Raw genomic sequence first — 23,934 nt, 5'->3', positions numbered from 1 at the left:
GGTTTTTTTATTTTAAAGGTAATAAAAATAATGCCTCTTTAACATTTCTCAATGTCAAAAGACAGGAAATTGCAAGAGGCATTCTAGCTAAACATTTAACAATCTATCTTCATTTACTTGGGGGCATGGTTGGTCTTACCTCAATTTTACTAGGCAACGTGCGCTCATTCATTTTTAACAAACCAACAACCAATTCACCAATATCTTCACTTTGGATTTTCCAGGCGTCGCTTGGATCCGGCTGGTTGCCATTAAAATATGTTGACACCGAACCTGGCATGATCGTACTCACTTTGACATTATGCTGTCTCAAATCCAACATCACGGATTGTGTAAACCCGGTAACCCCAAATTTGCTGGCATTATAAGCTGAACCACCCGCAAAAAAATTGGTACCTGCCAAACTTGAGATACTAATAAAATAGCCATTTGATTTCTTGAGCGCATCCACACTCGACTTAATTGTGTAAAACACCCCTGTAAGATTAGTATCTATCGTTTCTTGCCATTGCTCCGGAGTTAACTCTTCAATGGGCGCAAAATGCCCTAATCCTGCGTTCGCCACTACAATGTCCAATTGTCCAAATTCTGACAGCACTTGTTTTACCGCATTTTGTTGGCTTTCATATTTCCTAACATCGGCTTCAATACCTATCGCTTTCGCTGTTGTTTTACAGTTCCTTGAAAGTTCCGCCGCCGCTTCTTTGGCGCTGGCTTCATCTCTACTGGTTATGGCTACACTTACGCCCTCATTTAACAAACTCATGGCTACGCCGTAGCCAATTCCTTTACTGCCGCCTGTAATTAAGGCAACTTTATGGTTTAGATTTTTCATTTTATATCGTTTTACCCAAAGTTACGAAAGGAAAAATCCAAGACTTCATAAGAATTACTAAAATTGTATTAAATGTTTTATTTAAGAAGTGTTTAGACTCGTATGCTGAAAATGAAAGCAAAAAGGTAGAAAAGAATCATAAAATCATGAAGCCCCACTTTATCAACTGGAAATTAATGGTCAAAAAATAACGAAATCACACAACTGAGGTCGAGCGCCACAATTTCGAAGAAACAGAACGAGGAAACGATTAATTCTAAAATTAGGTATGCAGCATTTTCCAAAGTCTATCCTTCAATTCAGTGATGCCCTTTTGAGCTACAGCGGAGATGAATATATAATCTTTTGGTAAAGTTTTATCGAGTTCAATTTTGAGTTCCGCTTCAAGCTCAGCATCAAGGAGATCGCTTTTTGAAATGGCAATCAAGCGTTCTTTATCCAACATTTCCGGATTGTAGCGACGCAACTCATCCAATAAAATTTCATATTGTTCAAGAATATCTTTAGCATCTGCAGGAATCAAAAACAGGAGGATTGAATTACGTTCAATATGTCTTAAAAAGTAATGTCCGAGGCCTCTACCTTCCGCGGCACCTTCGATAATTCCAGGAATATCCGCCATGACAAAAGTCTGAAAATCACGATACTCCACAATACCTAAATTGGGTTTAAGTGTAGTAAATTCATAATCGGCTATCTTTGGTTTAGCCGAGGTAATCACCGACAGTAAAGTTGATTTTCCGGCATTTGGAAAGCCTACAAGACCAACATCGGCCAGAATTTTAAGCTCCAAAAGGATGTCGCGTTCCTGCAACGGAATTCCAGGCTGGGCATAGCGTGGCGTCTGATTGGTAGAGGTGCGAAAATGCCAGTTTCCCAATCCGCCCTTTCCGCCTTCGACTATAATTTTCTCTTCGCCGTGTTCGGTAATTTCAAAAATGACGTCATTGGTCTCAGCGTCTTTGACCACCGTTCCCAATGGCACATCAACATAAACATCTGCACCGTCAGCACCAGTACTTCTTGAGGCACTCCCGTGTCCTCCATGCTCGGCTCTAATATGCTTTTTAAACTTTAAATGGAATAAGGTCCATAGATTTTCGTTGCCCCTTATAATGACATGACCACCACGACCACCATCACCACCATCAGGCCCCCCTTTGGTGATGTATTTTTCACGGTGCAAGTGCATAGAACCTTTGCCTCCGTTTCCGGATTGGACGTTCATTTTTATATAATCAACAAAATTTCCTTCGGTCATGTCCACTTCCCACGAAAATGGGAGTCTTTTTAATTAAAATCCAATTTATAAAGGTGTTCAAAAAAGATAAAGCCCGATTTCATTAAAAATCGAACACCCAATGCATAAGATCACTCTATTTCAATAATCCAGTTATAGCGCATCAATCACTTTATTCAAACGCTCTGTAATTTCTGAGATGCTTCCAACACCATCTACGCCACAGTATTTATCCTGAGCCATATAATAATCCTTCAAAATGGCTGTTTTCTTATAGTATTCATTGATACGGTTTCTGATGATTTGCTCATCGGCATCGTCCGGTCTTCCACTGGTTTTTCCACGACCTAGCAAACGTTCCACTAAAACCTCATCATCAACCTCAAGGGCAATCATGGCGTCAATCTGTGAATCTTTACTTTCCATCAGTTCATCCAAGGCTTTGGCTTGGGCTGTGGTTCTTGGGAAACCATCGAAAATAAAACCATTGGCACCTGCATTCTTTTCCACTTCGGAATTCAGCATGTCGATTGTGACCTGATCTGGAACCAATTCGCCCTTATCCATGAACGATTTGGCCAACATCCCTAATGCCGTTTCATTTTTGATATTGTACCTAAACACATCACCTGTAGAAATATGCACTAGATTATAGGTCTCCTTTAAAAAATCAGCCTGTGTTCCTTTCCCTGCACCTGGAGGACCAAATAGCACAAAATTAGTCATATGTTGAGTCGTTTTTAATTGATATACTTCTGGCAAATCTCTCCCCAATCCGTCATAATCCAAGCCGTAACCGACAATGAACTTTTTAGGAACATTAATACCAATATAATGTAGTTTAAAATCTTTTTTGTACGCTTCAGGTTTATGAAAGAGCGTGGCAATTTTCAGCTCCTTAACGTTTTCATTCTTGAAAATACGATGGATTTCCTCCAAAGTATTGCCCGTATCAATAATATCTTCAAGAATTACAACGGTTCTACCTGACAAATCCTGCGTCAATCCAATAAGACGTTCAATATCTTCCGTTGATTTTACCCCTTCATAAGACGCTAATTTAATAAACGTCACTTCGCACGGTTTTGGATACTTTTTCACAAAATCACTCACAAACATGAATGAGCCGTTCAAAACGCCAACGAATACAGGAATTTCGTCATTTATATCGTTCGCCACCTCGTCCACCAATCTTTGGACAGCAGTATCAATTTCCTTTTCCGATATAAAGGGTTTAAAATATAAATCGTGAAGCTTAATCAATGTCATTGGTTTTTAAAAGATGCAAATATACGCTTTTGATTTAAAAATTACTCCCGAAATTTCAGGATTTCATTTACAACTTTCAGAGTTTAAGCGTATTTTTGCCGTATTAACGACATAAATTTAAATGATTTCCCCCTGTAAGAACCTTAAACATGAATTATTTTTCCTCAAACTTTAAACTCGGTATTCTAGGTGGAGGCCAATTGGGCAAAATGCTGCTTACAGAAACTCGAAAATTTGACATTTACACCTGTGTCCTTGACCCCAGTGATGAAGCACCCTGTAAAATTGCCTGTAATGAATTTACCCAAGGCGATTTAATGGATTATGAAACGGTCGTCAATTTTGGAAAGCATGTAGATGTACTCACCATTGAAATTGAAAATATCAACGCTAATGCTCTTGAAACCTTAGAAAAACAAGGCGTCAAAGTGTTTCCGTCGTCCAAAACTTTAAAAATCATTCAAAATAAGGCCACTCAAAAGTTGTTCTATGTGGACAATAATATTCCAACGGCCAATTTTACGCGTTTTGCCTACCTTTCTCAAATTGAAGACGCTATTGACAATGGCGGACTCCATTTGCCATTTGTTTGGAAAGCCGCTCAGTTTGGATATGATGGCAACGGAGTTAAAGTGGTGCGTAGCAAAGCAGACTTAAAAGATCTTCAAGATGGCGAATGTATTGCAGAAACCATGATTCCTTTTAAAAACGAACTTGCGGTTATCGTCAGTAGAAATGTGAAAGGAGAAGTCAAGACCTATCCCGTAGTAGAAATGGAATTTCATCCAGAAGCCAATCAAGTGGAATATGTGATTTGTCCAGCGAGAATTGGTACTAAAATCGCCCATAAAGCTCAAGACATTGCTTTACAAGTATCGAAAGCCTTCAATCATGTTGGCCTATTGGCGGTAGAGATGTTTCAAACTCAAGATGACCAAATTCTTGTGAATGAAGTTGCGCCCCGACCACACAATTCGGGACATCATACTATTGAATCCAGTTACACCTCGCAGTTTGAGCAACACTTAAGAGCTATTTTGGATTTACCTTTAGGGAATACAAATAATAAAGTTGCAGCGGTAATGGTCAATTTGGTGGGTGCCGAAGGCCATTCTGGAGATGTCATTTATGAAAATATAGAAGATATTATGGCAATGGACGGCGTTACGCCGCATATTTACGGCAAGAAGCAAACCAGGCCATTTCGAAAAATGGGACATGTAACGATTGTCAATGAAGATTTAAATGAAGCGCGACAAATTGCCGAGGATGTAAAGAATTTAATTAAAGTCATTAGTCAGTAAATACATAGCAGATCAATAATCTGCCTTCCTCTTGGCTAACAGGGAATTTAAATATTTGAAGTTTAAAAAATTATGAGCAAAATAGGAATCATCATGGGAAGCAAAAGTGACCTTCCAGTAATGCAAGACGCCATCGATATATTAAAAGAGTTTAATATTGAGGTTGAAGTTGATATTGTTTCAGCCCACAGAACACCAGAGAAATTATTTGATTATGGCAAAAACGCGCATACCCGCGGATTTTCAGTAATCATTGCAGGTGCAGGAGGAGCCGCACATTTACCCGGAATGATTGCTTCGTTATCGCCACTGCCTGTGATTGGAGTTCCTGTTAAAAGTACCAATTCCATTGATGGCTGGGACTCCATCCTTTCCATCCTTCAAATGCCTGGCGGTGTCCCGGTTGCCACAGTCGCTTTAAATGGCGCAAAAAACGCGGGTATTCTTGCCGCCCAAATTATTGGAAGTTCGGACGCTCAGGTCCAAGAAAAAATCATTGCGTATAAGGAAGACTTAAAAGCAAAGGTTATTGCTTCCGCTCAAGATTTAAAATAGAAAACCCCGACAAATGTCAGGGATTTCATGCTATTAATCAATTCTAAAAAGGGTCTTTATCGAAACTTCTTAACAATTGCTAGGCAAATGTATAAATATAATCAATACATAGTTGTGAAAAATAAGTTAATTATCAGATTTACAACTCTTTAGCAAGAAAAATCTCACATAACAGTTTAATTATCAGAACATTTCATTTTATGAATATCTTAAATACATCTTTTAATACGACCTATAACACGGCACCTTTTTCTCAAATAAAGGACACGGATTTTTTACCGGCTTTCAAAGTCGCCATTGACAGTGCCAAACAAGAGATTGAGGCCATAACCAATACTCTGGAAGCGCCGTCATTTGAAAATACTATCGAAGCCTTAGAATTCACCGGCCAGCAATTGGATCGGATTTCGAGTATTTTTTTCAATCTCAACTCAGCTGAAACGAGCGATATCATTCAAAAGATCGCACAGGAAGTATCCCCTTTAATCACTGAATTCAGCAATGACATCACTTTAAACGAAGCTCTATTCAAAAGGGTGAAAGCAATTTACGATCAAAAAGACACTTTAGAGTTGACCACTGAGCAGCACACGCTTTTGGATAAAAAATATAAGAGTTTTGCGCGAAATGGCGCCAATCTTTCAGAAGAAAAAAAGAATAAGCTTAGAGCTATTGATAAACAGTTGAGCCAACTCCAATTGACCTTTGGTGAGAATGTTTTGGCAGAAACCAACAATTTCGAAATGTTGGTCACCAATGTGGAAGAACTCTCAGGCTTGCCGGAAGGCGTATTGGAAGCTGCCAAACAATTGGCAGAAAGCAAAGACAAGGAAGGCTGGCTATTTACTTTGGATTACCCAAGCTATATCCCCTTCTTAACCTACGCCGACAATAGAGCACTCAGAAAAAAATTAGCCATTGCCGCTGGAAAAAAGGCTTTTAAAGGCGACGCTTTAGACAATCAAAAGAATGTCTTGCAGATTGCCAAATTGCGGTTTGAACGCGCACAACTTTTAGGCTATAAAACACATGCTCACTTTGTTCTTGAAGAACGCATGGCCAAAACCCCGCAAAAAGTAGAAGACTTCTTGGAAGAATTGTTGGTCAAGGCTAAACCTGCAGCCCTCCGCGAGTTTAAAGAACTTCAAGAGTTTGCCAATTCTTTAGATGGTATTAGCCAATTGGAAAAATGGGATTCAGCATATTACGCTGAAAAACTGAAACAGAGTCGGTTTGATTTGGATGATGAAAAGCTAAAACCTTATTTCAAACTTGAGAATGTTATTGATGGCGCTTTTAAAGTGGCTCAAAAATTATTTGGATTGGTGTTTGAAGAAATTACGACCATCGATAAATACCACGAAGAGGTTTTAACTTATAAAGTTACTGACGCCAACGATGAATTGGTTGCCATTTTTTACGCCGATTTTTTCCCGAGACCAGGAAAGCGCAACGGCGCATGGATGACCAGTTACAAACCCCAATTTATAAAAGGAGATAAAAATGAACGTCCGCACATTTCCATCGTCTGCAATTTTACAAAGCCTACCAAAACCAAACCTTCATTATTGACTTTTAATGAAGTCACCACCTTGTTTCACGAATTTGGACACGCACTTCACGGCATGTTGGCAAACACAACCTATCCTAGTTTATCGGGAACCAGCGTGTTTTGGGATTTTGTGGAATTACCAAGTCAGGTATTTGAAAACTGGTGTTATGAAAAAGAAGCCTTGGAATTGTTCGCTACCCATTATCAAACAGGCGAATTGATCCCTATGGATTTGGTTCAAAAAATAAAAGACTCTGCTGCCTTCCATGAAGGGATGCAAACCTTGCGCCAGTTGAGTTTTGGACTTTTGGACATGAGCTGGCATGGCATCGATCCAACTTCAATTACCGATGTTAAAGCGCATGAGTTAAAGGCCTTTGAAGGCACTCAATTATTTCCGGATGTGAAAGAAAATTGCATGAGCACCTCCTTTTCCCACATTTTTCAAGGCGGTTATTCCTCTGGTTATTACAGCTATAAGTGGGCTGAAGTTTTAGATGCCGATGCCTTTGAATTCTTTAAGGAAAGAGGCATTTTTGATAAGGAAGTCGCCACCAAATTTATGGAGAATGTGCTTTCACAAGGTGGTATTGAAGACCCAATGGTGCTCTATAAACGCTTTAGAGGAAAAGAACCACAACCTGATGCCCTATTGAAACGTGCGGGATTGATGCCGTCGAATTAAAATATCTAAACTAAACTGGTGCGACACCTACAGGATCGTGAACTGCGTGAATATTTGGGGCTACAAACGCGGGATGCCTATGGCGTCTTTTAGATTTCTTGTTTCAATTTTCTAAGACGTTTGATACCACATTCTATCAAAACAGTATGGATTCCAGAGGAATCCAACGTTTATAGTTGTATTCATTGCAAATTCCAATTATCAATAATCATTTCACATCAATCATAAAATAAACTTTCAATAATTTTTGAAAGTTCGAAAATTATCATATATTTGTATCATGGAATATCAGGAAGCAAAGGAAAAATTCATTAGTACCTGGGGAAGTCTCGGGACACTTTGGGGCATTAATAAGGCGATGGCCCAGATTCAAGCCTTACTTTTTATTTCAACAAAGCCTTTGTCCATGGAAGATATTATGGAGCAACTACATATATCTCGCGGCAACACCAGCATGAATCTACGCCAACTGATGGATTGGGGCATTGTCACCAAAGAATTAATTCCCGGAGAGCGAAAAGAGTATTTTACCACAGAAAAGGATGTACAGGAATTGGCACGGATTATTGCCAAAGAAAGAAGCAGACGGGAAATTCAACCCGTGGTAAAAGTTCTAAAGGAGGTCTCCTCCATCAGAGATGATGGTACCAAAAAAACACAAGAATTGATCAAACAAACCAAAGCCCTTTACGATTTAACCGAAACTGCTGATGCCATGCTGAATAAAATTGTCAACCAACAACAAAACTGGATTACCAAATCTCTGATTAAACTGATAAAATAAAAAATTTCCAATTTACTTTCAGTAGTTTCTGAAAGTTTAAAATAACCGATATGAAACTAATACACCGTTTTAACCTTTTTGCGATAGGCTTACCAATTCTTCTCGGATTAGTGGGAACTATTTTCAATGTTTTCCTATTCTACGCTTTGCTTTCAACTATGCTGACAGGCCTGATACAAGTTGTTTTAGGAATTTGCCTGTTGCTTAATCATCCAAAAGATAATAATCTCAAAATATATCTTGGCAGTGTCATCGCATACTTTTTATCCTGGATCCCGATTGAAAACAGTCATTTCGAATTAGGGAATTTCGCTTATGTTTTTGTCTCAGTTCCCGTAGTATTGGCCATATACCTTACAGTAATCATCTTTAAAAAAATGAATTCCCATGTTCAGCAGAGTAAATCGGAACAGCTTTACTAAACACAACGCTTTAAAAAAAGTGTCAAAAAATCAAGAACCTTGGGACGTGAGTTCAAACTACGGATACTAAACCGTCTTTTCCCGATCGAAACAAGACTCGAAGTATCAAAACCACTGGTAGGAATAAAACACCGATATAATGAAAAACATCATAATTGCAGGCGGCACCGGATTCTTAGGACAAGTGTTGGAAAACTATTTCATAGAAAACAAATATCACGTCTCCATCTTAACAAGACATCCTAAACTAAAAAACGACATCTATTGGAATGCAAAAGACTTAGGTGAATGGACAAAAGCATTAGAAAATGCTGATGTGCTCATTAATCTAACCGGAAAATCAGTGGATTGCAGATACACTGAAGCCAATAAAAAACTCATCTACGATTCGCGCATCGACGCCACGCATATTCTGGGACTTGCCATTAATCTATGTGAACATCCACCAAAGCTGTGGATGAATGCTTCAACCGCTACCATTTATGAACACTCTTTATGTCATGAAAACGATGAAGAAACCGGCATCATTGGCGATGATTTCTCAATGAATATTGCCAAATCTTGGGAAGATGCCTTCTACTCCATCACTAATCCCAAGACTCGAAAAATAGCCCTTCGCACGTCTATCGTATTAGGCAAACACGGTGGCGCACTCCTCCCTCTAAAAAAACTGATCAGCTTTGGAATAGGTGGCACTCAAGGATCTGGTAAACAAAAAGTAAGTTGGATCCACGAAGCGGATTTTATAAGAACTGTTGAGTTTTTAATCGACCATCCTCAACTTTCAGGTAGTTTCAACCTATGTGTACCAAAACCAACGGACAATAAAACCCTGATGCAGACCTTAAGAAAAACAATGGGGATTCCTATTGGCGTTTCTCATCCGGAATGGCTGTTAACTTTCGGCGCAAAACTGATAGGGACTGAAACCGAACTTATTCTCAAAAGCAGAAACGTGATTCCCAAACGCCTATTGGAAAATGGCTTCAACTTCAAATATGGGAACATCCAAGACGCTTTAGTTAATTTGATCAAATATTAAATTTTATTTACTTAATTTTGAAACACATTGCTATAAAACAGATGCCAAACCATCAAATCAACCCTAATAGGTGGATTGAACTTTATTCGGATTATCTCTTTAATTACACAATCAGCAGGGTCAATGACCGCGAAATTGCTAAAGACATCATCCAAGACACCTTTTTTGCCGGTTTAAAGTCGATGAAGAATTTCAAAGGCGAAGCCAGTGAACGCACTTGGCTTATTTCTATCTTAAAGAGAAAAATCATCGATTATTATAGAAAAATAAACTCCAAGAAAGGTCAAGCTGAAGTCAGAATGACTTACAGTACAGATGAAAACGAAGGGGATTGGCTTGAAGAGCGCGTAGAAGATGATGCCTATTTAAATGCTCAGGACACGCTAGAAAACATTGAACTTGGCAATGCCATTTACGATTGTATGAGTAAACTGCCCGAAAGACAGGCCACCGTGTTCAAAATGAAAACCATTTTAAACTATGAAACAGAAACAATTTGTAATGAACTCAACATCACTGCGTCTAATTTATGGGTCATAATTCATCGTGCACGGTTAACATTGGCAGAATGCATGGAAAAACACTGGTTTAAATCATAACAATGTTTAGATTATTTATCATTTCAAAAGAAGAAGCATTTCATATTTGTGACAAATCACAATATCGTGAATCTACCTTGTGGGAAAAGGTAAAGCTGAGTTTCAGATATCTTTGGTGCCGTACCACAAGATTATATGTCAACCGGAACACCAAGTTGACCAAGGCTCTAAAATCTTCCAACTTGGAATGTTTGGAGTACAGCGAACGTAAACTTATGGAAGACCGTTTAAACCAACAGTTAAAAAATCAGATGTAATACCAGCCAGAATATTGGCACGCTTTCAACCCAAAAAGAACTGTAATAGTTACTTCTTTTCTTATTGGCAAATACTATAAAGAGCAAGGTTATCAATGTGACTGCTAAAGTTAGTAAAATCAATTTTAGGCTCAATTGGTCCTTGAAAAACTCCAACATTAGAAAAACCATACTCACCAAAACCCCCATTATCTTTGTGTTCTTGATTCCAATTTTCTGGGGAATCGTAGCCAGCTTCAAACTGTCGTATTGCAAATCTCTAATTTCAAACGGCAACATCAAAAGCATGACCAACAAAAAGCGCTGAATGGCAGTGAGCCATACATCCAAAGTAAATAGCCCGTTTTTATCCAATACAGGTAGTAAAACAGTGACCCCAGCCCAAACCAAGGCAATCACATACACCTTCAGACCACCAATGTTTCTTAAGTTTTTTTGTCGATCCACAAAATACCGTTTCGGTAAAAATGGAATGGCATATAAAAATGTAACCACACCAAAAACAGCAACATAGACAATCGTTTGAGGTTGTAACTGCCACAAAAACCAGAGCATCAAAAAAAAACATACCAATGAAAACACCTGAATAATTTTCAACCATCTTGCCAACCTTCTATGGTGAAACTTCGCCATTCCAAAGTACTTTACGAAATTATACCCCGTAATCGTGGAGAAAAAGACAAATAAAAACAGAGGCCAATCTGTCGGCAAACCGAGTTCCAATACCGTCACATAAGTCATTGAAAACACAGCAACTGCCACGTGAATGCTGCTATTAATATAAAAATCAATCAAAGGCTTTAACCTGTTCATCTTACAAAAATAAACATTGTGTTGATAAGACTTTATATTGGTTAAAAACTTTAGGTTTCGTTAACTAAAAATGGTCAATATTTCCGTAAATTCGCGGTTGTAAAAAGGCGCCTCAATTCCATAGAATCTCAGCGTCTAATAAATTGACTTTCACGCGTAAGCGGGAATCTAACACAACACTATCTTAATGAATACAAACAGTTTTGCTCTACGCCACATTGGTCCAGACGAAAATGACCAAAATTTAATGCTCAAAGCCATTGGGGTTGATAGCATTGATCAATTGATCTATGAAACAGTTCCTGATAATATCCGATTGAAAAACGGATTGAAGCTCGATCCACCAATGTCTGAATATGAATATAACAACCATATTCATGAACTTTCAAAAAAGAATAAAATTTTCAAATCATATATTGGTTTAGGCTACCATCCTACCATTGTTCCTGCTGTCATCCAGCGTAACGTTTTGGAAAACCCAGGTTGGTACACGGCCTACACGCCTTATCAAGCGGAAATTGCCCAAGGAAGATTGGAAGCTCTTTTAAACTTCCAAACCATGGTAACCGACCTGACAGGAATGGAGATTGCCAATGCCTCTTTACTTGACGAAAGCACCGCTGCCGCAGAAGCCATGAGCTTGTTGTTTGCTGTTCGTGAGCGTGACCAAAAGAAGAATGAGGTCAATAAATTTTTTGTTTCTGATGCCATTTTACCACAAACCTTGTCTTTGCTACAAACCAGGTCCGCTCCTATTGGCATTGAATTGGTCGTTGGAAATGAAGATGAATTTAGTTTTTCATCAGAATTTTTTGGGGCCATATTACAATACCCTGGAAAAGATGGACTGGTAAGCGATATCAAATCATTCATCGAAAAAGCAAATGCAAATCAGATAAAAGTAGCAGTTGCGGCCGATATTTTAAGCTTGGTAAAATTGGAAGCTCCAGGCAAATTTGGCGCTGATGTTGTTGTGGGAACGACGCAACGGTTTGGAATCCCTATGGGATACGGGGGGCCACACGCCGCATATTTTGCAACTAAGGAAGACTATAAACGTGATTTACCAGGACGAATTATTGGGGTTACCAAAGATATGAATGGCAACAGGGCCTTACGCATGGCCTTGCAAACCCGTGAGCAACATATTAAACGTGATAAAGCAACGTCCAATATTTGTACAGCACAAGTTCTATTGGCAGTTATGGCAGCAATGTACGCCGTTTACCACGGTCCGAAAGGCTTACAGCATATTGCTTCCAAAGTTCACAACACAGCTTCGAGCGTCGCAAAAGCATTGAGCCAATTGGGCTACAAGCAAAAAAATGCATCGTTTTTTGACACGATCAACATTGAGGCAAATGCTGACGCGATAAAAAGAATAGCCGAGCGTCATGAAGTGAATTTCAACTATCCAAATGCCGATACCATAACCATTTCCATCAATGAAACAACCTCTTTAAAGGATGCCAACGAAATCATAGCAATTTTCGCTGAAAACCGTCAAAAAGATACGGTTGTCCTAACAGAAATTGAGGATGCCAACAACATCGACAAGAACTTAGAGCGTCAGACGGAGTTTTTGACGGCAGAGGTATTCAACAAGCACCATTCTGAAACAGAATTGATGCGATATATCAAAATGTTGGAGCGTAAGGATTTGTCTTTAAATCATTCCATGATCCCTTTAGGCTCATGCACAATGAAACTTAATGCCGCTGCAGAAATGTTGCCATTGAGTTGGCCAAATTGGGGAACCATCCATCCGTTTTGTCCAGTTGAGCAAGCAGAAGGATACCACATTGTCTTAAAAGCTTTAGAAGACCAATTGACGGAAATCACAGGTTTTGCCGGTACCTCCCTGCAACCTAATTCTGGTGCACAAGGTGAGTTTGCAGGTTTAATGGTGATCAAAGCCTATCACGAATCCCGCAACGAAGGACATCGCAATATTTGTTTGATCCCATCGTCTGCCCATGGCACCAATCCAGCAAGTGCGGTGATGGCAGGAATGAAAGTGGTCGTGACCAAATCGACAGATGAAGGAAATATTGACGTTGACGATTTACGTGAAAAAGCCCTTAAGCATAAAGATCATTTATCGTGTTTGATGGTGACTTATCCATCTACCCACGGTGTTTATGAATCTGCTATTAAAGAAATCACTCAAATTATTCATGATAACGGTGGCCAGGTTTATATGGATGGCGCCAATATGAATGCACAGGTTGGATTGACCAATCCAGGAAACATCGGAGCAGATGTTTGCCATCTCAACTTGCACAAAACTTTTGCCATTCCGCATGGCGGTGGTGGTCCAGGAGTTGGACCTATCTGCGTAGCCGAACAATTAGTGCCGTTTTTACCAGGAAATCCAATCATCAAAACTGGTGGAGACCAAGCAATTTCCGCTATTTCCGGAGCTCCATTTGGATCGTCATTGGTATGCTTGATTTCCTATGGTTACATCAAAATGTTGGGAGCTGAAGGATTGACACGTGCTACACAAACAGCCATATTAAACGCCAATTATATCAAGCAACGTTTGCAAGGCCAATTTGACACGTTATATTCTGGGGAACGCGGACGCGCAGCCCATGAAATGATTGTGGACTGCAGACCATTTAAAGAAAATGGCATTGAAGTTAGCGATATTGCAAAGCGCTTGATGGATTATGGATTTCACGCCCCAACGGTATCTTTCCCTGTGGCAGGAACATTGATGATTGAACCTACTGAAAGTGAAAGCAAAGACGAAATGGATCGTTTCTGCGATGCCATGATCTCCATTAGAAAAGAAATTGACAACGCGTCGAAAGATGATCCAAATAACGTTCTTAAAAACGCACCACATACTTTGGCGATGCTAACTTCGGATGAGTGGGATTTCCCATATTCAAGAGAGGTGGCAGCATATCCGTTAGATTATATTCGAGATAACAAGTTCTGGCCGTCCGTAAGACGTGTGGACGATGCTTATGGCGACAGGAACCTGATTTGTACTTGTGCACCTATAGAAGAATATATGGAGGCTTAGTTTCAAATTAGTCATTAAGTGACCAAAAGCGCTCCTTTAATTATTAAATGAGCGCTTTTTTAGTTATTTTTATTTGTAGAGGCCATATTTTTGATAATTTGGCAAAAATTACCAATAAAGGCCACAATTGGCGACAAACAAAACGAATATTAAGTACATTAGTAAATTGAATAAAACTTCAAATCAAATGGCGATAAAGATTACAGGTACTGGCAGCTATATACCAAGCAGCATCGAAAAAAATGAAAACTTCGGACAACATCGTTTTCTAAATACCGATGGTACTCGTTTGGCCCAACCCAATTCGGTAATCATTGAAAAATTCAAAGCGATTACTGGTATTGACGAGCGCCGTTATGCTTTTGATCATTTAACCTCTTCAGATCTTGGTTTTTTTGCAGCTGAAAAAGCTATCGCTGATGCCAACATTGACCCAGAAGAACTGGATTATATCATTATGGCCCACAACTTTGGTGACGTCAAGCACAATACCATCCAGACCGATGTATTACCTTGTTTGGCTGCACGTGTTAAACATAGTTTACGCATTAAAAGTTCAAAATGTGTAGCCTATGACATCCTTTTTGGCTGTCCTGGTTGGATTGAAGGGGTCATTCAGGCCTATGCCTTTATAAAGGCAGGCATCGCTAAGAAGTGTTTGGTTATTGGTTCGGAAACACTTTCCAGAGTGGTTGATAAACACGATCGTGACTCTATGATTTATAGTGATGGCGCTGGGGCAACGGTGGTTGAAGCTACAGATGAGGAAGGCGGAATTATAGCTCATGAAACTGGAAGCTTCACCTATGATGAAGCGTATTATTTATTCTTTGGAAATTCCAATAACAAAGATCTGTGTGCCGATACGCGTTATATCAAAATGGACGGCAGAAAAATCTATGAATTTGCACTTAACAATGTGCCATTGGCAATGAAAACCTGTTTGGATAAAAGCGGCAGGGACATTAAGGATCTGAAAAAAATCTTTATCCATCAGGCCAACGAAAAAATGGATGAAGCTATCTTAAAACGCTTTTACAAGCTATATAATACTGAAATTCCAGAAGGCATTATGCCAATGAGCATTCAAGAATTAGGAAATAGCTCAGTTGCCACCATTCCCACCTTATTTGATTTGGTCAGAAACAACAAATTAGAAAACCATTTACTCACAAAAGGTGACCTCATCATGTTTGCCAGTGTAGGTAGCGGTATGCACATCAATGCGATAGTTTATCAATATTAAACAGTCATCTTTTTAATAAGAAATTTGATTTATACAGAAAAAATCCCAAGTAAATACATCTAAAATGTACGAAGGAAAATTCCCATTTAAAAGATATCGATTGACATTGGAATTTTTAAAACATCATATTGATCCAACCGAAAAAATTTTAGATTTAGGTATTGAAAATCCTTTTTCAAAAATCATGAGAGATCATGGGTATACTATTAAAAATACAGGTGGCGAAGATTTAGATATCGACACTTCAACGCTCGAAAATGCAGAGGTTGATGTAGTGACCGCTTTTGAGATATTTGAACATTTACTATCCCCTTTTACGGTTTTACAAAAAATCAATTCAAATAAATTAGTTGCCAGCGTCCCTTTAAGATTATGGTTTGCATCTGCTTACCGAAGCAAGACAGATATGCGCGACAGGCATTACCATGAATTTGAAGATTGGCAGTTCGATTGGCTGCTCGAAAAAGCAGGCTGGACCATTAAATCCCGACAAAAATGGACCAATCCCACAACGAAAATTGGTATCAGACCTTTATTTCGGTGGTTCACTCCAAGATATTATATCGTATACGCTGAAAGAGTTTAACTTTAGTCTTCAAATCATCAGCTTTTGAATTTCTACATCATTATACCCGCCCACAACGAAGAGGATTCCATAGGATTAACATTGGAGTCGTTGGTCAATCAAACCTTGACACCCATAAAAATAGTGGTCGTTGATGATCATTCGTCTGACGAAACCTCAGCGATTGTAAAGCGATTTGTCAGTAAACATTCCTGGATTTCCTTAATAAGCAATGAGTCATCAGACCAACATTTGCCCGGTTCAAAAATTATAAATGCTTTTTACAAAGGCTATGAACACTTAGATGACAACTACGATGTGATTTGCAAGTATGATGCTGATTTAATTTTTCCTCCGGATTATTTAGAAGGTTTAGCGCATCATTTCAAAACCAATCCCAAGATAGGCATGGCCTCAGGGTTTTGCTATATCGAACAGAACGGACAATGGGTTTTAGAAAACCTGACGAGAAAAGATCATATTCGAGGTGCCCTAAAAGCGTATCGAAAAAATTGCTTCATTGAAATTGGAAAACTGAAACCTTCCATGGGTTGGGACACCGTTGATGAACTCCTGGCAAAATTTTATGGATGGGAGATTTTAACTGATTCAAATCTCCAGGTCAAACATTTAAAACCAACTGGAACCAGCTATAACACAGCTTCAAAATATTTACAAGGTGAAGCCATGTATAAAATGCGATATGGTTTTCTAATCACCCTGATATCCGCTTCAAAATTAGCGTTTAAAAAGAAAAGTCTTAATTTGTTCAGAGATTATATGTCTGGCTTCTATAAGGCTAAAAAAGAGGGACAGGATTATCTAGTGACCAAGGAACAAGGTCAATTTATCCGTGCAACCCGCTGGAAGGGCATGCTTCAAAAATTTAGTTGAAACTCCATTCTTTAAAATCAGATTGGGCCTCCAATCGATCTTCTATATGATCGTCCAACGCAGGGAAAAAATCAATTCCAGTGAGTACCTCCACTGAATCCACGGATACCACAAAATTATATAAGGGTTCATTTGAATTTTTATTCGGCATCAAAAAAGCAATCATCTTTTGGTGGTCAGGATCATAGATGATTTTATAAAACAGTTCAGGAACGGCCACCTTTTCGTTGCCTATGGTTTTTAGATCGTCTTTCAACACACCACCGGTCACCACAAAAACGCCGTCGTATTTCCTCGCCCAATACCGCACCTTTTGCTCCAATGTGTTCCAGATGCCTGCATTAAATTCACGATCTTGCGGACTGATGTTACTGGTCAAAAAAGTTTCATCATAGGCTCGTTTATTGTAGGCTCTATCCGCTGCCGGAACCAAATGGCCACGATCATATCCGGAATTTTTATAATTTCGCCAACTTGCGGCACCGGTTTTAACCGCCTTATCGATTTCAAAGTAAGGACGTTCAAAGTTGGATCTTGAAAGCTGTGAGCTTTTCAGTTCATAGGCCACCCATTCTGCCTGCTCATGCGGTTCGCTATAAGAAAGCGAATAGCCCTCATGATGTACCACCTGACCGGTCGTACTCGTAGGTAAAAAAAAGGCGGTCGCATCAGATTTGATACGTTCGCCTTCTTTTATATACTCTGAAGATTCTTCTTCCTTTAAGAAATGTTCATAGCCATATACTCCCAAAACAAGGAGGATGGCAAGAAGACTGTAAAGATTTCTTTTACTCACACAATTACTCTAAAACAAATTCTAATGGTTGACCGGTTGCGGCATTCGGGAAACTAATACCCAATATTGCAGATATGGTAGGAGCGATATCCGTAATATGTGTTTTTTTCAAACTCTGTCCGTGTTTTATCCCATTTCCGAAAAGCAAAAGTGGCACATGTGTGTCGTAGTTAAAAGAAGACCCATGGGAGGACCCTGTCAAACTATAGGAAAGAACGGCAGGATCATAAACATAAATCACATCCCCTGATCGCTTTTGGTTGAACCCATTTTGGATCAATTCTTCAATACCTGTAGTAAACGACGTTTGAGTCATTGACATTCCTGAATAGGCCTTATCAATATGCTCATAGGTTATAATTTCATTGATGATGGTTTGTTGAACATCTTCAAGCTTTAAGCCCATCTCATATAATTTAGATCTATTTAAGAAGATCTGGTTGTTGCTAATGTTTTCTATAAGTTCATCAGCTTTAAAAGTTGTCTTCATAAAGGCGTAAACTTTTTCCCTAAATGCTCTGCTGTCAAAATAACCTGCAGGAATTTTTAAGCTTTTCAAATATGAAGGTACTTCAACCGCGGCATGATCTGCCGTTAAAAAAACCGTGTAATTTCCTTTTCCAACCTTAGCATCCAAACCTTTAAATAAGCGCTCTAAGTCTTTATCAAGACGCAAATAAGTATCCTGGACTTCTTTTGAACTTACTCCGAAATTGTGGCCTACATAATCTGGGCTCGAATAGCTGATTGTCAAAACATCTGTAAATTCATCTTGTCCCAAGGCTTCACCTTCAATGGCTGCCAGTGCAAAGTCAGTGGTTATATTATTACCAAACGGGGTCGCTTTAAGAATTTCATACCCACCATTCTGATCTTTCAAAGCGCCTAAATCATAAGGGAAAGTTGCGGTTTCCTTACCTTTAAATCCTCCTTCGAAGGTGTTGTGATCAGGAGCACTTTCGGTATAGGTTGAAATATCGTATAAGGTATTCCATTCTTTAAAATAGGATTTTACTTGGTTGGAGTTATTGAAGTTTTGAACCCATTTCGGCAATTCAGCCATATAGAATGTACTTGAAATCCATCGGCCTTCATCTGCGCCATGGAACCAATACGCCGCATTTGCGGTATGGCCGGCAGGAAGTATTGCACCTCTGTCCTTAAGTGCAATTCCAATCGTTTTTCCGCGCATTTGGGTAAATAGTCTGTTCTCATCAGCAAAGGTTGTGGTCTTCATCCGGTGCGGCGACATTTGCCCTGCCTTATGTTCAGTACCAACAGATTCCACACTATCATCACCCGCACAATACACCGATGATTTGATTTCTTTGTCGTACCAATTATTCCCTATAATACCATGGTATTTTGGTGTTGTTCCTGTATACACCGAGGTGTGGCCAGGTGCCGTATAGGTTGGCACATAATTAAAATGGTTGTTTTTGCAATTAAAGCCTTCGTTCATCATACGCTTAAAACCGCCATCCCCATATTTGTCATAAAACCGGGTCAAATAATCATAGCGCATTTGGTCTACAACAATGCCCACAATTAATTTTGGTGGCGCTTGAATAGTATTATCTTTGTTAGTCCTGTTTTTGGAATTCTGTTGTTGTGCTTGAAATGAAGAGACAAAAAACAACGAGATAAGAATGCCGTAAATAATTTTTTTCATTGTTATTAAATTGAATTCAATTTCAAACATACGGCTTTTTCAAATATCTAAATTCAAATAAAGGGTAAAAACGTCACGGTTTTTTTTACATTAGCAGTAACAAAATATCATATGAGCTACCTACATAATATTGGTCAATATTTTTTAATGATAAAAGAAATGTTCCGCAAACCCACCAAATGGTCAGTTATGCGGCATTTAATTTTTAAGGATATTGATGATTTAATCATTAATTCCATAGGAATTGTAGCTTTTATCGCCTTTTTTGTTGGAGGCGTTGTGACCATCCAAACTGCCCTGAACATCAGCAATCCGCTCATTCCAAAATCGCTGGTAGGTTTTGCAACAAGACAATCGGTCATTTTAGAATTTGCTCCAACATTTATCTCCGTTATTATGGCAGGAAAGGTTGGATCCTTTATCACCTCAAGTATTGGTACCATGCGGGTAACTGAGCAGATTGACGCTTTGGAGGTCATGGGAATCAATGCCATAAACTACTTGGTATTTCCTAAATTCATTGCCCTTATGTTGTATCCGTTTTTGATTTCCATTGCTATGTTTTTGGGAATCTTGGGCGGGATGGCGGCTTGTGTTTTTGGAGGCTTTGCTTCTTTGGATGATTATATAGCCGGAGTACAAATGGATTTCATCCCATTCCATATCGTCTATGCCTTTATCAAGACCTTCGTTTTTGCTTTCTTACTGGCTACCATCCCGTCTTACTACGGATATTATATGAAAGGTGGCGCCTTAGAAGTAGGCAAAGCGAGTACCACCTCGTTCGTCTGGACCAGTGTGGCGATTATTCTTTTAAACTATATATTAACCCAAATGTTGCTAAGCTAATGATTGAAGTCAATGATATCCATAAATCTTTTGGTGATGCCAAAATCCTAAAAGGCATTAGCACAACATTCGAAAAAGGAAAAACCAATCTTGTCATTGGACAAAGTGGTTCGGGAAAAACTGTTTTTTTGAAGACTTTGTTGGGCTTATACACTCCTGATCAAGGCTCCATTATTTATGATGGCACAGACTATTCGGATTTAAGTACTGATGAAAAAAGCAATCTAAGATCAAAGATGGGCATGGTATTTCAAGGAAGTGCACTTTTTGACTCTATGTCCATTGCCGAAAACGTAAAATTTCCGCTGCGGATGTTTACCAAACAGAGTAAAAGCGAAATGAATGATCGGGTGGACCTTGTTCTAAAAAGAGTCAATCTTGGGGATGCGCACAATAAGTTGCCGAGTGAAGCCTCTGGTGGGATGCAAAAACGTGTTGCCATTGCAAGGGCTATCGTCAACCAACCTAAATATTTATTTTGTGACGAACCCAACTCAGGATTGGATCCGAAGACAGCAACCGTTATTGACAATCTGATTCAAGAAATTACACACGAGTACGATATTACTACAATTATCAACACCCACGACATGAACTCAGTCATGGAGATTGGCCAAAAAATCATTTTCTTAAAGGATGGATTTAAAGAATGGGAAGGCTCTAACAAAAATATTTTCAAAACGGATAATGAGGCGGTCACTGATTTTGTGTATTCTTCCGATCTGTTTAAACGGGTACAAAAGATGTACTTGGAAGAAGATCAGTAGTTTTCAGTGGGCAGTATTCAGTAGCAGTTGGCAAGTCATCGGTCTTCAGTTTACAGTCTTCAATCAAAAATCAACAATCAACAATCAACAATCAACAATCACCAATCTTCATACACTCCTATTGACGTCTCACCACCAAAGTATCTAACTTATACTTCTGTTTGAGCCAACGTTGCAACTTTTCCTGTTCTTTAGCAATGACATCTTCTTTTATTTTATCCTTCCATTTCACGGTAAATTCTGCAATGGTATCCAACTTTTCAAAATTGGATGAAATTACGCTCGAGTAGGACAATCTCTCAATATCCTCATAGTTAATCTTAACCTCTTTGGTCAATTCTACGAAAGGAATTTGCAGTGCTTCATATTTTCCCAACTTCCTGACCATATCTTCAAGGAAGACGATCCTCTCGGCTTGGGAAAGTAAGTCTAATGAGTCACGCAAACGCAATTGCGACATATATCGCATGTTGTCCAAATTTCTTGAACGATTTTGATTGAATATCAACTTCGTATTTGCAAGAGCTGGATAGTCCTTCATACGTGCTCTGATAACTGAAATTGTATTGTCCGGAATTTGATCCAGGCCAAAACTATTTAACTCTATAGTGGATGACTCTCCCTTTCTATTTGAATATGAAGAGATTGCGTTTGATTTGATAAAATCAGCGTGTGGCAACTCTTCAAGTTCCTTATTTATAAATGCCCGAGCTTCATTTTCAAATTTGCTTTGGCCCCATACATCAATAAAAGTAATTATTGCCGGAATCATAACAATCACTGCAACAGCTGTTGCTATCCTTGAAATGCGTTTTCTCTTTGCCGAATTGGCATATTTAAGCATAGGAAAACCTAATATCTTCACCACGATAAATGTTGCCAAGGCGATGAAAATAGTATTGATAGTGAACAAGTACATGGCTCCAGTAAAATACTCCAGATTACCCTTTGCCAATCCATACCCGGCTGTACATAAAGGCGGCATCAATGCGGTGGCAATAGCTACGCCAAAGATGACCGAGGCAATAGTTCCTTTTTTAGTTCTGGCAATAATTAATGCCAAACCACCAAAAAAAGCAATCAATACGTCGCGAATATCAGGTTTTACTCGTCCTAACAACTCGGATGTATCCTCACTCAGCGGAAAAAACTTAAAGAACAGAAAAGCCGTTGCCAAACTCAAAACAATCATAATGACCAAATTGATCAAGGAGCGCCTCAAGGTATCGATATCATTAATAGCAATAGAAAGTCCAACACCTAAAATAGGTCCCATGAGGGGGGAAATCAACATGGCACCAATAACTACAGCCGCAGAATTGGCATTCAACCCAACAGATGCCACAAAAATAGAACAGATAAGAATCCATGCCGTTGCGCCCTTAAATGGAATATCGCCTTTAATGGCCGCCACGGTGGCATCTCTATCCGTATCTTCCCGGAAATCCAACAAATCACTAAAGAATGTCTTGATGCTTTCCCAGAGTCCTTTTGCCTCTTTCTTTACGGCTTCTTTTGAGGCTTCTACAGCCTTATCTTGCCGGCTCGTGGTTTTGTCTTCTTCCTCAGAAAAATTGAACTTGTTTTCTTGATTGTTATCCATAGTTTTTTCCGAACTTATCTTTTACCCTCTGTAAAGTTTGCTTAATATCTTGTTCTTTTGATTTAGGAAATATAAGCAAAACTTCGTCTTTGTCAACAATAATATAATCTTTCAATCCATCAATCACCACAATTTTATCGGCTTTGGTTCTAATCATGTTTCCCGTAGCGTCTTCGGTTAAGGTTCGTGCATTGACTACCGCATTTTGGTGCTGGTCTTTTTCGAGCTTATCATATAAGCTACCCCAGGTTCCCAAATCGTTCCAATCAAATTCGGCCGGCAGGACATAAACATTTTCTGAAACCTCCATGATTGCATAATCCACCGAAATGTTTTCTGATTTTCCGTAGTTTTCCGCTATAAAGAGATCTTCACTATCGGTATTATAAAGATTGATTCCCTTTATAAACAGTTCAAATAATTGTGGCTGATGAAACTGAAAGGCCTTGACTACACTTTTGGCACTCCACATAAAAATGCCAGCATTCCATAAAAAATTTCCCTGGGCGATAAAGGATTTCGCAGTTTCGTAATCTGGTTTTTCCCTAAATTGATGTACAGGCTTTATGGCTTTATTTGACGATTGCTCATATTCTATATATCCAAAGCCTGTGTTCGGAAAGGTGGGCTGGATACCAAGGGTCATCAGGGCGTCATTGGTTTCGCAAAAATCAAATGCCTGTTGAACGTTTTGGGTGAATTTGGCTTCGTCTTCAATCCAATGGTCACTGGGCGCGACAATCATCACTGCATCCGGATTTTCTTTTTGAATTTTTAATGCTGCATATAAAATACAAGGTGCGGTATTCCGCATGGCAGGCTCCAACAACACTTGCCGATCCGTTAAACCTGGCAATTGACGGAACACCAAATCTTTATAAACGGCATTAGTGAGAATAAAAATATTTTCTTGTGGAATCAATTTGGAAAGCCTCTGAAAGGTTTTTTGGATGAGCGTCTCCCCTGTTCCCAACATATCGTGGAATTGCTTCGGAAAATCCTGCGTGCTCACTGGCCAAAATCGTGATCCTACTCCTCCTGCCATTAATATGGCGTAATAATTATTGTTCATTAGTTGTATTTTTATTCTATGTGAAAATGAATCTTGTCTTTCTTTTTGTTACGAACGATACCATGGCTTATAACAT

22 protein-coding genes are annotated in these 23,934 nt (G+C 39.1%); 14 read left to right on the top strand and 8 right to left on the bottom strand.

What is annotated here, in order from left to right; translation table 11 throughout:
* Window positions 1-109: 109 nt before the first annotated feature.
* The 3 genes from G6N06_RS16275 to G6N06_RS16265 all read right to left on the bottom strand — a co-directional run bounded on the left by G6N06_RS16275 (window position 110) and on the right by G6N06_RS16265 (window position 3,338).
* A complete protein-coding gene (locus G6N06_RS16275) occupies window positions 110-835 on the bottom strand; it encodes an SDR family oxidoreductase (RefSeq protein ID WP_163517842.1) in 726 nt (241 codons plus the stop codon).
* Window positions 836-1,097: 262 nt separating this feature from the next.
* Window positions 1,098-2,096, bottom strand: coding sequence for a GTPase ObgE (gene obgE, locus G6N06_RS16270; protein WP_163517841.1), 999 nt, complete (start codon window positions 2,094-2,096; stop codon window positions 1,098-1,100).
* Window positions 2,097-2,228: 132 nt separating this feature from the next.
* The gene (locus G6N06_RS16265; protein ID WP_163517864.1) at window positions 2,229-3,338 is read right to left on the bottom strand and encodes an adenylate kinase; all 1,110 of its coding nucleotides are present in this window, start codon (window positions 3,336-3,338) and stop codon (window positions 2,229-2,231) included.
* Window positions 3,339-3,493: 155 nt separating this feature from the next.
* Here G6N06_RS16265 and G6N06_RS16260 point away from each other — a divergent pair, with 155 nt between their 5' ends.
* The 8 genes from G6N06_RS16260 to G6N06_RS16225 all read left to right on the top strand — a co-directional run bounded on the left by G6N06_RS16260 (window position 3,494) and on the right by G6N06_RS16225 (window position 10,544).
* On the top strand, window positions 3,494-4,648 hold the full coding sequence (locus tag G6N06_RS16260; RefSeq protein WP_163517840.1) for a 5-(carboxyamino)imidazole ribonucleotide synthase: 1,155 nt from the start codon (window positions 3,494-3,496) through the stop codon (window positions 4,646-4,648).
* A 72-nt stretch (window positions 4,649-4,720) separates the two neighbouring features.
* The gene (gene purE / locus G6N06_RS16255; protein WP_163517839.1) at window positions 4,721-5,203 is read left to right on the top strand and encodes a 5-(carboxyamino)imidazole ribonucleotide mutase; all 483 of its coding nucleotides are present in this window, start codon (window positions 4,721-4,723) and stop codon (window positions 5,201-5,203) included.
* Between the two features lie 200 nt (window positions 5,204-5,403).
* Window positions 5,404-7,440, top strand: coding sequence for a M3 family metallopeptidase (locus tag G6N06_RS16250; RefSeq protein ID WP_163517838.1), 2,037 nt, complete (start codon window positions 5,404-5,406; stop codon window positions 7,438-7,440).
* A 280-nt stretch (window positions 7,441-7,720) separates the two neighbouring features.
* Window positions 7,721-8,224, top strand: coding sequence for a GbsR/MarR family transcriptional regulator (locus tag G6N06_RS16245; protein WP_163517837.1), 504 nt, complete (start codon window positions 7,721-7,723; stop codon window positions 8,222-8,224).
* 50 nt (window positions 8,225-8,274) lie between these two features.
* A complete protein-coding gene (locus tag G6N06_RS16240; RefSeq protein WP_163517836.1) occupies window positions 8,275-8,646 on the top strand; it encodes a hypothetical protein in 372 nt (123 codons plus the stop codon).
* 139 nt (window positions 8,647-8,785) lie between these two features.
* Entirely contained in the window at window positions 8,786-9,688 is a 903-nt protein-coding gene (locus G6N06_RS16235; RefSeq protein ID WP_163517835.1) for a TIGR01777 family oxidoreductase, read from the top strand.
* A 41-nt stretch (window positions 9,689-9,729) separates the two neighbouring features.
* A complete protein-coding gene (locus G6N06_RS16230) occupies window positions 9,730-10,287 on the top strand; it encodes a sigma-70 family RNA polymerase sigma factor (RefSeq protein WP_163517834.1) in 558 nt (185 codons plus the stop codon).
* A gap of 2 nt (window positions 10,288-10,289) precedes the next feature.
* Window positions 10,290-10,544 carry a hypothetical protein gene (locus tag G6N06_RS16225; RefSeq protein ID WP_163517833.1) on the top strand — a complete coding sequence of 85 codons (255 nt, stop codon included), beginning with the start codon at window positions 10,290-10,292 and terminating at the stop codon, window positions 10,542-10,544.
* On the opposite strand, the gene G6N06_RS16220 is transcribed toward G6N06_RS16225, so the two are convergent.
* A complete protein-coding gene (locus tag G6N06_RS16220; protein ID WP_163517832.1) occupies window positions 10,527-11,357 on the bottom strand; it encodes a UbiA prenyltransferase family protein in 831 nt (276 codons plus the stop codon). The two genes, G6N06_RS16225 and G6N06_RS16220, sit on opposite strands and share 18 nt — an antisense overlap.
* Before the next feature lie 187 nt (window positions 11,358-11,544).
* On the opposite strand from G6N06_RS16220, the gene gcvP reads away from it, so the two are divergent.
* The 4 genes from gcvP to G6N06_RS16200 all read left to right on the top strand — a co-directional run bounded on the left by gcvP (window position 11,545) and on the right by G6N06_RS16200 (window position 17,099).
* Window positions 11,545-14,394 (top strand): aminomethyl-transferring glycine dehydrogenase, encoded by a 2,850-nt coding sequence (gene gcvP, locus G6N06_RS16215; protein WP_163517831.1) that lies wholly within the window; start codon window positions 11,545-11,547, stop codon window positions 14,392-14,394.
* 187 nt (window positions 14,395-14,581) lie between these two features.
* Window positions 14,582-15,640, top strand: a complete 1,059-nt coding sequence (locus tag G6N06_RS16210; RefSeq protein ID WP_163517830.1) for a 3-oxoacyl-ACP synthase III family protein — start codon at window positions 14,582-14,584, stop codon at window positions 15,638-15,640.
* A 64-nt stretch (window positions 15,641-15,704) separates the two neighbouring features.
* The gene (locus tag G6N06_RS16205; protein ID WP_163517829.1) at window positions 15,705-16,226 is read left to right on the top strand and encodes a class I SAM-dependent methyltransferase; all 522 of its coding nucleotides are present in this window, start codon (window positions 15,705-15,707) and stop codon (window positions 16,224-16,226) included.
* 24 nt (window positions 16,227-16,250) lie between these two features.
* Complete coding sequence (locus G6N06_RS16200; RefSeq protein ID WP_163517828.1) at window positions 16,251-17,099, top strand: glycosyltransferase family 2 protein; 849 nt, start codon at window positions 16,251-16,253, stop codon at window positions 17,097-17,099.
* On the opposite strand, the gene G6N06_RS16195 is transcribed toward G6N06_RS16200, so the two are convergent.
* Together G6N06_RS16195 and pafA are read right to left on the bottom strand one after the other, a co-directional pair.
* Window positions 17,092-17,895 carry a DNA/RNA non-specific endonuclease gene (locus G6N06_RS16195; protein ID WP_163517827.1) on the bottom strand — a complete coding sequence of 268 codons (804 nt, stop codon included), beginning with the start codon at window positions 17,893-17,895 and terminating at the stop codon, window positions 17,092-17,094. The genes G6N06_RS16200 and G6N06_RS16195 overlap by 8 nt on opposite strands.
* A 4-nt stretch (window positions 17,896-17,899) precedes the next feature.
* A complete protein-coding gene (gene pafA / locus G6N06_RS16190; RefSeq protein WP_163517826.1) occupies window positions 17,900-19,567 on the bottom strand; it encodes an alkaline phosphatase PafA in 1,668 nt (555 codons plus the stop codon).
* 111 nt (window positions 19,568-19,678) lie between these two features.
* On the opposite strand from pafA, the gene G6N06_RS16185 reads away from it, so the two are divergent.
* Window positions 19,679-20,416, top strand: a complete 738-nt coding sequence (locus G6N06_RS16185; protein ID WP_163517825.1) for an MlaE family ABC transporter permease — start codon at window positions 19,679-19,681, stop codon at window positions 20,414-20,416.
* Window positions 20,416-21,183, top strand: a complete 768-nt coding sequence (locus G6N06_RS16180) for an ABC transporter ATP-binding protein (RefSeq protein ID WP_163517824.1) — start codon at window positions 20,416-20,418, stop codon at window positions 21,181-21,183. The genes G6N06_RS16185 and G6N06_RS16180 overlap by 1 nt, the downstream gene beginning before the upstream one ends.
* 118 nt (window positions 21,184-21,301) lie before the next feature.
* Here the strand turns inward: G6N06_RS16180 and G6N06_RS16175 are convergent, their stop codons facing one another.
* Together G6N06_RS16175 and G6N06_RS16170 are read right to left on the bottom strand one after the other, a co-directional pair.
* Window positions 21,302-22,786, bottom strand: a complete 1,485-nt coding sequence (locus tag G6N06_RS16175) for a DUF389 domain-containing protein (protein WP_163517823.1) — start codon at window positions 22,784-22,786, stop codon at window positions 21,302-21,304.
* The gene (locus G6N06_RS16170; RefSeq protein ID WP_163517822.1) at window positions 22,779-23,858 is read right to left on the bottom strand and encodes a mannose-1-phosphate guanylyltransferase; all 1,080 of its coding nucleotides are present in this window, start codon (window positions 23,856-23,858) and stop codon (window positions 22,779-22,781) included. Before G6N06_RS16170 ends, G6N06_RS16175 begins: the two co-directional genes overlap by 8 nt.
* Between the last annotated feature and the right edge of the window lie 76 nt (window positions 23,859-23,934).

The organism is Gelidibacter japonicus (assembly GCF_010725055.1).
Taxonomy (GTDB): domain Bacteria; phylum Bacteroidota; class Bacteroidia; order Flavobacteriales; family Flavobacteriaceae; genus Gelidibacter; species Gelidibacter japonicus.
Note: the sequence above shows the minus strand (reverse complement) of the source record. Positions and strands in the feature narration are given on the sequence as shown.

Excerpts from the sequence above, each read along its gene's own strand:
- purE (WP_163517839.1), top strand. The coding sequence starts at position 4,721 with ATGAGCAAAATAGGAATCATCATGGGAAGCAAAAGTGACCTTCCAGTA.
- G6N06_RS16275 (WP_163517842.1), bottom strand. The coding sequence starts at position 835 with ATGAAAAATCTAAACCATAAAGTTGCCTTAATTACAGGCGGCAGTAAA.
- G6N06_RS16175 (WP_163517823.1), bottom strand. The coding sequence starts at position 22,786 with ATGGATAACAATCAAGAAAACAAGTTCAATTTTTCTGAGGAAGAAGAC.
- G6N06_RS16185 (WP_163517825.1), top strand. The coding sequence starts at position 19,679 with ATGAGCTACCTACATAATATTGGTCAATATTTTTTAATGATAAAAGAA.
- G6N06_RS16235 (WP_163517835.1), top strand. The coding sequence starts at position 8,786 with ATGAAAAACATCATAATTGCAGGCGGCACCGGATTCTTAGGACAAGTG.
- G6N06_RS16210 (WP_163517830.1), top strand. The coding sequence starts at position 14,582 with ATGGCGATAAAGATTACAGGTACTGGCAGCTATATACCAAGCAGCATC.
- G6N06_RS16250 (WP_163517838.1), top strand. The coding sequence starts at position 5,404 with ATGAATATCTTAAATACATCTTTTAATACGACCTATAACACGGCACCT.
- obgE (WP_163517841.1), bottom strand. The coding sequence starts at position 2,096 with ATGACCGAAGGAAATTTTGTTGATTATATAAAAATGAACGTCCAATCC.
- G6N06_RS16225 (WP_163517833.1), top strand. The coding sequence starts at position 10,290 with ATGTTTAGATTATTTATCATTTCAAAAGAAGAAGCATTTCATATTTGT.
- pafA (WP_163517826.1), bottom strand. The coding sequence starts at position 19,567 with ATGAAAAAAATTATTTACGGCATTCTTATCTCGTTGTTTTTTGTCTCT.
- G6N06_RS16240 (WP_163517836.1), top strand. The coding sequence starts at position 8,275 with ATGAAACTAATACACCGTTTTAACCTTTTTGCGATAGGCTTACCAATT.
- G6N06_RS16230 (WP_163517834.1), top strand. The coding sequence starts at position 9,730 with ATGCCAAACCATCAAATCAACCCTAATAGGTGGATTGAACTTTATTCG.
- G6N06_RS16205 (WP_163517829.1), top strand. The coding sequence starts at position 15,705 with ATGTACGAAGGAAAATTCCCATTTAAAAGATATCGATTGACATTGGAA.
- G6N06_RS16220 (WP_163517832.1), bottom strand. The coding sequence starts at position 11,357 with ATGAACAGGTTAAAGCCTTTGATTGATTTTTATATTAATAGCAGCATT.
- G6N06_RS16180 (WP_163517824.1), top strand. The coding sequence starts at position 20,416 with ATGATTGAAGTCAATGATATCCATAAATCTTTTGGTGATGCCAAAATC.
- G6N06_RS16245 (WP_163517837.1), top strand. The coding sequence starts at position 7,721 with ATGGAATATCAGGAAGCAAAGGAAAAATTCATTAGTACCTGGGGAAGT.
- G6N06_RS16260 (WP_163517840.1), top strand. The coding sequence starts at position 3,494 with ATGAATTATTTTTCCTCAAACTTTAAACTCGGTATTCTAGGTGGAGGC.
- G6N06_RS16170 (WP_163517822.1), bottom strand. The coding sequence starts at position 23,858 with ATGAACAATAATTATTACGCCATATTAATGGCAGGAGGAGTAGGATCA.
- gcvP (WP_163517831.1), top strand. The coding sequence starts at position 11,545 with ATGAATACAAACAGTTTTGCTCTACGCCACATTGGTCCAGACGAAAAT.